General features: G+C 52.8%; 9 protein-coding genes. 3 read left to right on the forward strand and 6 right to left on the reverse strand.

Going from position 1 to position 12,973, the window contains the following annotated elements:
- Positions 1–257 precede the first annotated feature (257 nt).
- A complete protein-coding gene (locus tag OGY10_RS22340) occupies positions 258–1,580 on the forward strand; it encodes an MFS transporter (protein WP_003023312.1) in 1,323 nt (440 codons plus the stop codon).
- 83 nt (positions 1,581–1,663) lie between these two features.
- On the opposite strand, the gene OGY10_RS22345 is transcribed toward OGY10_RS22340, so the two are convergent.
- Both OGY10_RS22345 and pdeH read right to left on the reverse strand, forming a co-directional pair.
- Positions 1,664–3,724, reverse strand: coding sequence for an AsmA family protein (locus OGY10_RS22345; RefSeq protein WP_286577420.1), 2,061 nt, complete (start codon positions 3,722–3,724; stop codon positions 1,664–1,666).
- A gap of 78 nt (positions 3,725–3,802) precedes the next feature.
- Complete coding sequence (gene pdeH / locus OGY10_RS22350; protein WP_286577422.1) at positions 3,803–4,570, reverse strand: cyclic-guanylate-specific phosphodiesterase; 768 nt, start codon at positions 4,568–4,570, stop codon at positions 3,803–3,805.
- Positions 4,571–4,800: 230 nt separating this feature from the next.
- On the opposite strand from pdeH, the gene kdgK reads away from it, so the two are divergent.
- On the forward strand, positions 4,801–5,730 hold the full coding sequence (gene kdgK / locus OGY10_RS22355; RefSeq protein WP_008786409.1) for a 2-dehydro-3-deoxygluconokinase: 930 nt from the start codon (positions 4,801–4,803) through the stop codon (positions 5,728–5,730).
- Between the two features lie 99 nt (positions 5,731–5,829).
- Here the strand turns inward: kdgK and OGY10_RS22360 are convergent, their stop codons facing one another.
- The 4 genes from OGY10_RS22360 to OGY10_RS22375 form a co-directional block, all read right to left on the reverse strand.
- The gene (locus tag OGY10_RS22360) at positions 5,830–7,323 is read right to left on the reverse strand and encodes a M16 family metallopeptidase (protein WP_032945317.1); all 1,494 of its coding nucleotides are present in this window, start codon (positions 7,321–7,323) and stop codon (positions 5,830–5,832) included.
- A 221-nt stretch (positions 7,324–7,544) separates the two neighbouring features.
- Positions 7,545–8,831, reverse strand: a complete 1,287-nt coding sequence (dctA, locus tag OGY10_RS22365; protein ID WP_008786411.1) for a C4-dicarboxylate transporter DctC — start codon at positions 8,829–8,831, stop codon at positions 7,545–7,547.
- 157 nt (positions 8,832–8,988) lie between these two features.
- Complete coding sequence (gene hmsP, locus OGY10_RS22370) at positions 8,989–10,995, reverse strand: biofilm formation regulator HmsP (RefSeq protein ID WP_075553079.1); 2,007 nt, start codon at positions 10,993–10,995, stop codon at positions 8,989–8,991.
- A gap of 226 nt (positions 10,996–11,221) precedes the next feature.
- Positions 11,222–11,329, reverse strand: coding sequence for a type I toxin-antitoxin system toxin Ldr family protein (locus OGY10_RS22375; RefSeq protein ID WP_191226677.1), 108 nt, complete (start codon positions 11,327–11,329; stop codon positions 11,222–11,224).
- A gap of 425 nt (positions 11,330–11,754) precedes the next feature.
- Here OGY10_RS22375 and megL point away from each other — a divergent pair, with 425 nt between their 5' ends.
- On the forward strand, positions 11,755–12,951 hold the full coding sequence (megL, locus tag OGY10_RS22380) for a methionine gamma-lyase (protein WP_008786414.1): 1,197 nt from the start codon (positions 11,755–11,757) through the stop codon (positions 12,949–12,951).
- The last annotated feature ends 22 nt before the right edge of the window (positions 12,952–12,973 follow it).

Below are 12,973 nucleotides of genomic sequence, written 5' to 3' on the forward strand. Positions count from 1 at the left end.
ATCCGGCAATTATAATGCCGCCTGTTCTCACTGATTTAGTGAATAAATCCAACCCGTAACTTTTATTTAACCAAAAACCAGTTTTATCATCCAAGTTTTAAATTGTGTGAAGCATTTCATGGAAGTGAAATCTCAAGCCTAAAAATTATCCCCTTTTTGCTCTGTTTTTGACCAATCTCAAAGTTTGTTACAGATTGAAATGTCTCTTTTGCTGTGCGTAATATGACCTTTCGTTCGGCCAAAAATAAGAAAATATTATGCAAGCAACAGCCACAACACTCGACAACGAACAGGAACACACCCCGGTCAACTCGCGCAATAAAGTTGTCGTCGCCTCGCTCATTGGCACCGCCATTGAGTTCTTCGACTTCTATATTTACGCCACCGCCGCGGTGATCGTGTTCCCGCATATCTTCTTCCCGCAGGGGGATCCGACCGCGGCTACGCTACAGTCCCTCGCCACTTTTGCTATCGCCTTTGTGGCCCGACCAATCGGTTCCGCGGTGTTCGGACATTTCGGCGATCGCGTCGGCCGTAAAGTCACGCTGGTTGCTTCACTGCTTACCATGGGGATCTCGACAGTCGTCATTGGTCTGCTGCCGGGCTATGAAACTATCGGCATTTTCGCCCCACTGCTGCTGGCGCTGGCGCGTTTTGGCCAGGGTTTAGGTCTGGGCGGTGAATGGGGCGGCGCAGCGTTGCTGGCGACGGAAAACGCGCCACCGCGCAAACGCGCGCTGTACGGATCATTTCCGCAGCTGGGCGCGCCTATCGGTTTCTTCTTCGCCAACGGTACCTTTCTGCTGCTCTCCTGGCTGCTGACCGACGAACAGTTCATGAGCTGGGGCTGGCGCGTACCGTTCATCTTCTCCGCGGTGCTGGTGATTATCGGTCTGTACGTCCGCGTTTCATTGCATGAATCCCCGGTTTTCGCCAAAGTAGCTGCGGCGAAAAAACAGGTGAAAATCCCGCTGGGTACTCTACTGACAAAACATGTTCGCGTGACGATCCTCGGCACGTTCATCATGCTGGCGACCTATACGCTGTTCTATATCATGACCGTCTATTCGATGACGTTCAGTACCGCCGCAGCGCCTGTAGGGCTTGGCCTGCCGCGTAATGAAGTGTTGTGGATGCTGATGATGGCGGTCATTGGTTTTGGCGTCATGGTACCGGTGGCGGGCCTGCTGGCCGATGCGTTTGGTCGCCGCAAGAGCATGCTTATCATCACCACGCTGATCATTCTGTTTGCGCTGTTTGCCTTTAAACCGCTGCTCGGCTCTGGCAATCCGGTGCTGGTGTTCGCCTTCCTGTTGCTGGGCTTAAGCCTGATGGGTCTGACATTTGGTCCGATGGGCGCACTGCTGCCGGAGCTGTTCCCGACCGAAGTGCGCTACACGGGGGCGTCGTTCTCGTACAACGTTTCGTCGATTCTCGGCGCATCGGTTGCCCCATACATCGCTGCATGGTTGCAGGCGAATTATGGTCTGGCGGCTGTTGGTACGTATCTGGCATCGATGGCGGCGTTAACGCTGATTGCACTGCTGCTGACCCACGAAACCCGCCATCAGTCGTTGTAATTTTTTTGCCGGATGCGGCGTAACCACCTTATCCGGCCTGGGTTGAACATGAAATCCAGGCCGGATAAACATCCGGCCAGACATCACTTCTTCATCTGTGACAGGATCGTCCGGCACTGATTCGCGTCACCCTCTGACGGCGAAATCAGTGCCAACAAGGCCGCCGCAGGAGTGACTAACGTGGCTAATGCGGCAGCAACCGCACCGCGCGCAATCAGCGGTCCGGCCTTCACGCCAGCCTGCGGATTCTTAAAGGTGCCGCGAACATACAGCGGCGAACGCAGAGTAATAATACGAATCCCTTTGCTCTCCGGATCGATGGTTAAATCCAGTTGCTCCGACGCAAAGCTCGCCGTACCAGTGACATTAATGACTGCGTTTTCCGTGTCGAAAGCAAAAATCTGCGGACGCGCCACGCCGTTAACAATATCCAGATTCGCCGCCGCGCAGTTCACCCGCACTTCGTCATCACCAAATATCTGCCCGACAAGATAGTTCCCCAGATTCAAGCCCACAATTTCCATCAGATTCCGGCTGATCAAGCCGTCATTCATCAGCAGTTTCAGGTTGCCATTGCTGTTACCCAGCAGCGCCGCTACCGAGTTTCCACTTCCGCTAAACCGGGCGTCCCCGTTCATTTCACCGAGCGTTTTCTGCATCAGTTCCACATCGGGCATCAGCGCTTTTAGCTTCAGCCGCCGCGCCTGAATATCCGCCTGTCCCCGCATCGGCTTTTTATCCCCTTCCAGATGGATGCTGGAGACAATGCTGCCTCCCGCAAGACCAAATTTCAGCGGTTGCAGGCGCAGGTCGGCATTTTTCAGGATGATATGAGTGGAGAGATCGCTGATCGGCAGGCTACTGCCATGCTCAATACGCCGTCCTTTGAAACGCACGTCAGCGTCCATCACGTTCCATTTATCGGTTTCAAAACGGTCATACGGCAAGACCTTGTCCGCTGGCTGAACGCTCTTCTCACCTTTGCGCTGTTCAGATTGTTTTGCCCGTTCCGCCCCTTTGCCTGAATCCACCCCGATCAGCGGCCCCAAATCGGCCAGCCTCAGCTGGCGTGATTCCACATCGCCCTTCAGCATGGGTCGCGGCTTACCGGTGGTGTAGGCCAGCGTTCCGTGAATATCGCTGTCGCCAATACGGCCATTGAAATCGCGATAATCAAAAACAGAGGATTTTTCCGGGTCAATTTTCGCCACCAGACGTCCGTCGGTTTCAAACGGCGGCGTATCCGGGAGCAGTACGCCGGTCAAATCGTACAAATCCCCTAGCGAATCTCCCGAGAATTTAAGCCGCAGATCCGCCCCGCCCATGTTCATCGGATCGTTTATCGTGCCGATAAACGCTACGCGCGTATTGCCCGAACGGAAATCAGCCTGAATCGGGAAAGGCGTATCTTCACCACGCAGCGCCAGCATTCCGCCTATTTTTCCGCTACCGCTTAGCGGTTCGCTGTTATATCGTCCTTGCGCTTTCAGCCCAAACACGTAGTCCTCGACGCGGGCGTTGCTCTCTTTACCTTTTGCGCCGGTTACTTCGCTAAAGGGCAACGGTTTACCCAGCGGATCGACCAGGATCTCAATCTCCGACTTCGTCACCTTATCGTTAATGGCGATACGTCCCTGGTCGAACAGAATGTTATCCAGCCGGAAAGACCATGCTGATGGCGGCGCATCAGGATCGCGGTTTTCGTGTCCAGCTAAGTTAAAGGTCCAGTTATTGTTTTTCTCCGACAGGCGGATCAGCCGCGCATCGGGTTTGACCAGCTTGACCCACGGGAGCCAGACGGTTTTTGTCAGCAGTGCCAGCGGGGCGAGCGTAGCTTCAACACGCGGAAGATGCACCATGGTGACGTCGGGAATGTCCGGCGGGTTGCCGAGGATGATATCTTCAGCATGAACATGTGGCCACGGAACCCAGCTACGCCAGCCAGTTTCCTGCTTCTGGCGTTCCCAAACCACGCCCAGGTCACCCCGTATAGCAAAGGGCCGGTTGAGTTCTGTAGAGACTTTCTGGTTGATGGTCGGTTTGAGCCGGTTCCAGTCAAATGTCGCAATCACAATGATGAGTACGACGATCAACAACAAGAAAACCCCTATTACTGAAGTGGTTATTTTACCTGTTCTCGTCATGTCTAACCTCCTTACTTCCTTCCTTGCCTGTCCTAAAGATAGTCCAGCAGGATGAAAAGGAGGTGCACTACGCCCTCATCAAAGCGACAGGATCACCTCTTCAAGCGTATCCAGAGGCACTGGACGAGAGAGAAAATAGCCTTGCGCAGCGAAAGCCGGTGAGTTTTGCACATCGCGCCACTCTTCCAGCGTTTCAACACCTTCGACAATGACACCGCGGCAATAGCGGTTCATGAGCTGTAATAGTAGTGTGAAGAGATTACGTCCCTCCGGCGTCTTGCGCAGCATGACGAACAGATCCCGCGCCACTTTGATATAGTCATAACTCACTTCACTAAGCGCCGAGAAGTTCGCCATTCCGGTACCAAAGTCATCCAGCCAGAGCGGGCCGAACTCGCACATTGAGGCGAACGACGACCCCTTCGGCAAGCGGATATGTTCCACCAGCTCAAAACGCAGCCACGGCAGGCCTTCAATGATTTTCAGGATTTCGGGATCCTGACGCATCGCAATGAGTGTTGGTCCATCGACATTCACTGAAGCCAGCAGGTTGTTGGCTCTGAAAAAGCCCCCTTTCAGCTCAAGCTGCAGAAGTTGCTCTTTCACTACATCAACACGATGCTGTACAGCCACTTCAGCAAAATAGCGGTCTGGTGCAATACGTTGGGAAGGGTTATCAGGATGGCTCACGACGGTCAGCAGTTCAACGGCCATCAGCCGTCCGTTGGTCTGGTAAATTGGCTGGTAGGTGTAAGCACGCTCGCACTGCAGCCAATAGCGTCTTTCCAGCAAGCTTTCAATACTCGCATCGGGCGTAATGAGCTGCTGGGTAACCTGCTTTATCATCTGAGATGTCCTGTAAATAAGAGTGTGACTGACCGGACTCGTCAAAGGTTATCGGCGCTCAGACGAAGAACTTTACGTTCAGCTGTGCGCAAAAATAAAAACTAAGCGGCAAAAACAACGCAGAACACGTGCTGGCTCAAAAAAATAATGGAACGATGTTTTAATATAGTTGACCACTTAACACCCACAGCGCACACTAACGCTAATTTTTTTCAGAGCAGGTTACGACTATGTCCAGAAAGATTGCCGTGATTGGCGAATGCATGATTGAGCTGTCACAGAAAGGCGCTGACGTTCAGCGCGGATTCGGTGGCGACACGTTGAATACATCCGTTTATATCGCCCGTCAGGTCGATGCGGCGGCACTTTCCGTACACTATGTGACTGCACTGGGTACCGACAGTTTTAGCCAACAAATGCTGGAGTCCTGGCAGGGTGAAAACGTAGACACTTCATTAACCCAGCGCATGGAAAACCGCCTGCCAGGTCTCTACTACATTGAGACCGACAGCACTGGCGAGCGCACCTTCTATTACTGGCGTAATGAAGCCGCCGCAAAATTCTGGCTGGAGAGCGAGCAGTCTGCCGCGATTTGCGAAGAGCTGGCGACATTTGACTACTTATATCTGAGCGGAATCAGCCTGGCGATTTTAAGCCCGGCAAGCCGTGACAAGCTGCTGTCATTGCTGCGTGAATGCCGTGCCAACGGCGGAAAGGTCATTTTTGACAATAACTACCGCCCACGTCTGTGGAGCAGCAAAGAAGAAACCCAGCAGGTGTATCAGCAGATGTTGGAATGCACCAATATCGCATTCCTGACGCTGGACGATGAAGACGCACTGTGGGGTGAAAAACCCGTTGCCGAGGTGATTGCCCGTACTCACGCAGCTGGCGTTCAGGAAGTGGTTGTGAAGCGCGGCGCAGACTCTTGCCTGGTTTCCATTGCAGGCGAAGAACTGATCGACGTTCCGGCAGTTAAACTACCGAAAGAGAAAGTGATCGATACCACTGCGGCCGGAGACTCCTTCAGCGCCGGGTATCTGGCGGTCCGTCTGACCGGTGGCGATGCCGCCGAAGCCGCAAAACGAGGCCACCTGACGGCAAGCACCGTCATTCAGCATCGTGGGGCGATTATCCCCCGCGACGCCATGCCGCAATAATTTATTGTTCCTGTAGGCCGGATAAGGCGTTAACGCCGCATCCGGCACTGGGTAAGCAGGGAGCGCTTCACTTGCCCGGCCTACAGGTTACGATACCCTTTACTGTACAGGCGGGATATCCGTCACTTCAGGGTGTGATTCATCCGTTTCAACAGACGTTGCAGCTGCGGTAACGGGCGCCATAATGCTATCCCACGTCGCCTGCAGATCCTTCATATTGAATTCAGGTTCACCCTTCGGCTGCAGCAGAATTAACGCCATATCTTGCGACAGCTGCTGACGCAGGTCCTGATTCAGCATCTCAACGCTCAGGCTGTTGAGGAAGCTCTGGCGTAAACGCTGGTACTGTTCAGGCGCAATATCCACCACCTGATTTTGCAGCGAGCGCAAACGCTGGCTGATCAAAATATCGGTATCGGTACGACCATAGGTGGCAAACAGCTTCTGCAGTTCAAGATTCTTTTGCGCTACCAACGCATTGAACTCTTCTTCCGGCAGTCCCTTATCACGCACTTTCGCCAGCTCACGCGCAACCGTACCCAGATTGGCGTTCAGCTTATCGTTCGGCGACTCAACGTTAATCGCGCACTGCGCGCGCAGGAACAGCACCCGGCAGTCAAATCCGAGGCCAATGTCTTTGGCATTGTTTTTGGTTAGCTCTTGCTGAATGTGCCAGAACAGCGCCTCACGAGCTAAATCAGCGCGCCAGTAACGTAACAGCGCGGCAGATTCACGGATCGGCTGCCACGGCGTATCCCACATAATAGACAGGCGATCCTGGCGTACCGCATCGGTCATAATACTCACGGCTTCAGCTCGCAGCGGAGAGAGCGTGGGAACCGGTGCAGGCGTTTCGCGTTTTCCTTTTAACTCGCCAAAGGTTTTATTGATTTGCTCAGCTACGCTGCGTGCATCAACGTTACCGACGATGATCAGCGTCATCGCGTCCGGGGTATACCATTTCTGGTAGAAAGACTGAATTTTCGACGCGTCTACCGGCGTTTTCAGCGGATCGGCGGGATCGTGCCCCAACAGGGTCGATCCCTTCAGACGGTAACGCCACCACCCTTCTTTGGTATCTGACGGCCAGGTTGCAACCATGTCTTCGCTATTCAGCGCATGATTGACCGTTTCAGAGGTGATGCTCAGTTTACCGGAGATATTTGCCAGATAAGAAAGTGACTCTTTCAGTAGGTCGTTACGGCTGTTAGGCAGACTGAGGTTATACAGCGTTGAATCATAGGAAACGATAACCGGCGGCATGGGACGTTTGGGATCGAACCCCTGCTGCCACAGTGAACGGGCTTGCGTGGCATCGAGGCCACCGCTTTGCGTCAGCGCGATACGCGGGATCGCATGGCTGAAACCACTCTGTTGCGCACTTTCGGTGAGTGAACCGGTATTGACCAGCAAGCGAACCTCAATACGGTCGCTCGGACGCTGGGGAGTGGCTAACACTTGCCACTGTAAACCATTTGCCAGCGTGCCCTGTTGCCACGCTGGATCAGGCTGGAGCGCATCTGCCTGCACATAGCCGGCAGTGGCCATCATCAGCAAGCCGCCCGCTAAAAGTCGAATTTTTGTGCCCTGCATGTGAACCCCTGATCAACTATCCTGGAAATAAAAAGACAGCCCTCGAAAGGACTCTCTGAATATGACGTTAAAAACACTTCGTGTTAGACCGCGAGAACATAAAAATGTCACGGAAGAAGTGAAAAAATCCCGAGCCGCCGAATCGACGGTTTCAGGCACAGGGGGTAATTATGCGCAAACGCCCGCAGTCCTGGAAGGGACTACGGGCATAAGTGACGAGATTAAGAGGATAAATCGTGCGTTTTGCCATCCGGCGCACGATTATTCAGCGTGTCATCCAGCTTTTTGGTATCCAATTCTTTCACCCATTTAGCCACAACGACAGTTGCAACACCGTTACCAATCAGGTTGGTCAGCGCACGGGCTTCAGACATGAAGCGGTCAATACCAAGAATCAGTGCCAGGCCAGCAACCGGTAAATGCCCCACTGCAGAGATAGTCGCGGCCAGAACAATGAAGCCACTCCCGGTCACACCCGCTGCACCTTTTGAGGAGAGCAGGAGCACCACCAACAGGGTTATCTGATGGAAGATATCCATGTGGCTGTTGGTCGCCTGAGCGATAAACACCGCCGCCATCGTCAGATAGATTGATGTCCCATCAAGGTTAAACGAGTAGCCCGTGGGTATAACCAATCCGACAACAGACTTCCGACAGCCCAGTTTTTCCATCTTATCGAGCATACGCGGCAGCGCAGACTCGGAAGAAGAAGTACCCAGAACGATCAGCAGCTCTTCACGGATATAGCGGATGAATTTAAAGATACTGAAGCCGGTTGCGCGCGCAATTGAACCCAGCACCAGCACCACAAACAGAATACAGGTGATGTAGAAGCAGATGATTAGCTGACCCAGTTGCACCAGCGTTCCGACGCCATATTTACCGATGGTAAAGGCCATAGCACCGAAAGCACCGATAGGCGCCAGGCGCATGATCATATTGATGATGCCGAAAATAACCTGCGAGAAACTTTCAATCACGTTGAAAATCATCTGGCCCTTGCTGCCCAGACGATGCAGCGCAAAACCAAACATTACTGCAAACAGCAATACCTGCAGGATGTTACCGCTGGCAAACGCGCCAATGACGCTCGCCGGGATAATATCCATCAGGAAACCTACGATCCCCTGGTCTTTTGCCTGTTCGGCGTAAATCGCAACCGCTTTGGCATCCAGCGTCGCCGGATCGACGTTCATCCCGGCACCGGGTTGCACCACGTTAACAATGATAAGACCGATGATCAGCGCAATCGTACTGACCACTTCAAAATAAAGCAGTGCAACCGCACCGGTGCGGCCTACGGCTTTCATACTTTCCATGCCTGCAATGCCGGTAACGACAGTACAGAAGATGACAGGTGCGATGACCATCTTGATGAGCTTAACGAAGGCATCACCAAGCGGTTTCATTTGGGCGCCTAATTCAGGGTAGTAATGGCCAAGGAGAATACCAATGGCAATCGCTGTCAGGACCTGAAAGTAAAGGCTTTTGAATATAGAGGTTTTCATAGGGTGTCCTTAAAGTAAAAACCACAGGTCTTGTAAGGTTTTGTTTAACCTGCGGCCTTAAAGTAACACCCACACAACTTGACAGAAATGTACCTGGATCATAATTGATACAAAAATGTTAAAAATTTTGAGCTGGCTCGCACAAGCGAGACCTTTTTTAACTTTTGTAATCAGCGCTTTCCGGCGCCAGATAACGTTCTTCGAAGATATTTGCCGGAACCGGTCGGGCAAACAGGAACCCTTGTGCCACTTCCACCCCGGCTTGTGATAGCCATTCACGCTGCGCTTCGGTTTCGACACCTTCGGCGATCATCTGCAAATTAAGGCTGTGGGCCAACTGAATGATGGCGGAGATCATGCTGCAATCCTCAGGTACTCCGTCGACAAACATCTTATCGATTTTGAGGACATCCACCGGTAGCGACTTCATGTGCTGCAGCTGTCGCAGGCCCGCATACCCCATGCCAAAGTCATCCAGTGCGATACGTACTCCCGCATTACGCAATGGGCGCAAAATGGCCACCGCGGCGTGGGGATCATCGATATGTCGGCTTTCAGTCACTTCCAGGATCAACGTACCAGGCTTGATCCGATAGCGGTTTAACAACTCCAGCAGGTCCGAGACCATACTCGGGTGCATTAGCTGTAGTGCGGACAAATTCACCGACAGCGGCAGCATCAGACCCCGTTCCTGCCACGCTGACAGCTGGCGACACGTCTCTTCCAACACCCAGTAACCAACCGTCACCATCAGACCGCAGGACTCAATCCTGTCGATTAACCCTTCGGGCAGCTCCCAGCTTCCGTCCGGCTGCTGCATCCGCAATAATGCTTCTGCGCTCAATACCTTACCGCTGGACATTTCCACCTGCGGCTGCATCCAAAGCGCGAACTGACGATTATCCAGCGCGGTAAGAATATCGTTCTCTTCCGTCAAACGCTGCTGCGCCTCTTCCATCTGTAACGGATCAAAGAACTGAATTTGATTTTTACCCTTATGGCGCGAGGTTAACACGGCCGACAGGGCGCGGCGGTAAAGCTGTTCTGCGGTCAAATCACCATAGAACATTGCTACCCCAATGTTGCAGGTAGGACGCAGTTGAATACCCTGAATAGGTAATCGCTCGTTAACGATAGTGAGTACTTGCTGACCTAAAGTAATAGCGTGCCAGGGTTCTTTTACGCCATGGGCGATGATGGCAAAGTCATAGCCACTCACCTGGGAAAGCACCATCCTGGGGGCTAATACCGACTTGAGTTTTTCGACCAGCGTAAGCAGCAGGATTTCCCGCTGAGTTTCAGTTAACACCCCCGCGGTGTCACGTAGGGTTTCGCAGGTGACAATCATCAGCGCCGTCGTCTGCTGGCGGGTAACAACCTGCTCCAGCAACCCCATTAAAAACGACTTATTGGGCAGTTCGGAAACCGGGAAACGCATTGCAAAGTCGCTTTGCTCTTCGCTATGTCGCTGAATCAACTGCTGATTAAGATTGTAGCTACGCACCAGCATACCAATCTCATCATCCTGATGTAGACGCGGCAATGCCAGTTGATAGCCAATCAGATCCTGCTGTTGGATATCGTTCAGCTCACGGGCAATTTTACGTAAGGGGTGCACAATCAAGCGGTTAATGCACCAGGAGATGGCGACGGTCAGTATTAACGACAAAAGTAAGTAAATGGTCACTAACGTCGAGAGCGTACTCATCACGAATTTGTACATGCGGTACGAATCCGCCTGCAGTACCAGATACGCCAGCGGTTGCGGGTTAGCTGAACGCTCAAGAGAATAGATCGGCAGCGAAATTTGTACCGGAAGCTCAAACAGGCGAGTCACCGTAACAGGAACGGGGCGTTCAGGGATAAAACTCATCCGCAACGCCTGAAACTGATTGGGCAGCACCACATCGGCGCGACTGACTACACCCGCTGGCCGAATACTTTTTAAAATGGCTTCCGCTTCGGGAATATCCCCTTTCAGGATAGTGTCCGACAGAGGCTCACGGACGGAGCGAGCGATACTTTCCAGTTGCGTAGCCGTGTTATAGCGGTTTTGCTGGACCAGATGGAACAACAAAACGGTGCAAAAAATAAAAACGAACACCATAACAACGGCCGCAACCATTGCCATCTGCTTAATTGTTAACGAGCGACTGACACGCAAACTGACTCTCCACGGATAGACGAAACTGCCGTCAGAGTATACCCGATCGTAGCGGTATTAAGAGAGGCGGTATCTGAAAACTTCCCAGCGTGCATTATCGCGACAGGATAGGCACCTGGCGACGAGATTTATCTGCATTTAAGCCGAAAAAGGCCGCAAGGTCGCCCCCTGCGGCCTGGTTCGGGCGCATGTTGCCATCACGGCAGGCAGACGCCTACAAAGCGCATTACTTTCTGTTATGCAGCCAGCTCACAATCAGGCTGGCAATGGTGCCAGCGATGATTGGAGCCGCTAAATCGTGCCAGAAGGCCACGCCTAACTGTGCGAGCGTCATATAGCCGCCTGTGTTGCAATGGCAACTGTTCACGGCTATCCTTGAGTTGTTCAGGTTCAAGTCAGCCCCCGTTTTGTTGCCAGGTTTATACCGAACAACGTGCGGGGGTTTTCTCTTTCCAGCAACCGATGCCGCCGGGGATCAAGCCCCCGCAACATTGCGCCTCACCGGGAATTCCCGGCTTGCCGCTGATTCTACGGCAGCCCACTTGCCATATCACTGCGCAATATTGCGCTCTGCGTAGCACCTCGCAATTCACCCATTTTCTTACCAGCACGCTGGAAAGATTCTTTCCAGTTGGCAACATTCCTGCCGACCATTAGTTCAGACAAAAACATAACACATTGATATCTATCAGTTCATTTTCTGGCACAGCGATTGCTATTTGACTGTGAGCTGTTCTGTTCCGAATTAAAGGAGATATCATGTCTGACTGTCGTACTTACGGATTCAACACCCAGATCGTTCACGCGGGGCAACAACCCGACCCTTCAACTGGCGCGCTTAGTACGCCTATTTTCCAGACCTCAACGTTTGTTTTTGACAGCGCCGAACAAGGTGCCGCCCGCTTTGCGCTCGAAGAGTCCGGGTACATTTACACCCGCTTGGGTAACCCCACCACAGATGCGCTGGAGAAAAAGCTGGCTGTACTGGAAAGAGGTGAAGCCGGGTTGGCAACCGCGTCCGGTATTTCTGCTATCACCACAACGCTGTTGACGCTTTGCCAGCAGGGTGACCATATCGTTTCCGCCAGCGCGATTTACGGCTGCACCCATGCGTTTTTGTCGCACAGCATGCCGAAGTTTGGGATTAACGTCAGCTTTGTCGACGCGGCAAAGCCTGAAGAAATCCGCGCCGCCATGCGACCAGAAACCAAAGTTGTGTATATCGAAACGCCCGCCAACCCAACGCTGTCGCTGGTCGACATTGAGACGGTTGCCGGTATCGCCCATCAACAGGGCGCATTGCTGGTGGTGGATAACACCTTTATGTCGCCGTACTGTCAGCAGCCTTTGCAACTGGGCGCGGATATTGTGGTTCACAGCGTCACCAAATATATCAACGGTCACGGGGATGTGATTGGCGGCATCATTGTTGGTAAGCAGGAGTTTATCGACCAGGCGCGGTTTGTAGGCCTGAAAGATATCACCGGCGGCTGCATGAGTCCTTTCAATGCGTGGTTAACACTGCGCGGCGTTAAAACGCTGGGCATTCGTATGGAACGCCACTGTGAAAATGCGCTGAAAATCGCCCGCTTCCTCGAAGGGCATCCATCTATTACTCGGGTGTATTATCCTGGCCTGACTTCGCATCCGCAGTATGAGCTGGGCCAGCGGCAAATGAGCCTGCCAGGTGGAATTATCAGCTTCGAAATCGCCGGCGGCCTCGAGGCTGGTAGGCGGATGATCAATTCTGTAGAATTGTGCCTCCTCGCGGTCAGTCTCGGTGATACCGAAACCCTCATTCAGCACCCAGCGTCTATGACACATTCGCCCGTTGCACCTGAGGAACGGCTCAAAGCAGGTATTACCGACGGGCTTATCCGTCTTTCTGTGGGTCTTGAAGATCCAGAAGATATTATTAACGACCTTGAACACGCCATCAGAAAGGCAACATTCTGACCAATATGGCCTGAACCGACGT

Source organism: Citrobacter sp. Cpo148 (assembly GCF_030332375.1).
GTDB lineage: Bacteria > Pseudomonadota > Gammaproteobacteria > Enterobacterales > Enterobacteriaceae > Citrobacter > Citrobacter portucalensis.

Coding starts and splice junctions, on each gene's coding strand:
- megL (WP_008786414.1), top strand. CDS start 11,755: ATGTCTGACTGTCGTACTTACGGATTCAACACCCAGATCGTTCACGCG.
- dctA (WP_008786411.1), bottom strand. CDS start 8,831: ATGAAAACCTCTATATTCAAAAGCCTTTACTTTCAGGTCCTGACAGCG.
- OGY10_RS22345 (WP_286577420.1), bottom strand. CDS start 3,724: ATGACGAGAACAGGTAAAATAACCACTTCAGTAATAGGGGTTTTCTTG.
- OGY10_RS22360 (WP_032945317.1), bottom strand. CDS start 7,323: ATGCAGGGCACAAAAATTCGACTTTTAGCGGGCGGCTTGCTGATGATG.
- OGY10_RS22340 (WP_003023312.1), top strand. CDS start 258: ATGCAAGCAACAGCCACAACACTCGACAACGAACAGGAACACACCCCG.
- pdeH (WP_286577422.1), bottom strand. CDS start 4,570: ATGATAAAGCAGGTTACCCAGCAGCTCATTACGCCCGATGCGAGTATT.
- OGY10_RS22375 (WP_191226677.1), bottom strand. CDS start 11,329: ATGACGCTCGCACAGTTAGGCGTGGCCTTCTGGCACGATTTAGCGGCT.
- kdgK (WP_008786409.1), top strand. CDS start 4,801: ATGTCCAGAAAGATTGCCGTGATTGGCGAATGCATGATTGAGCTGTCA.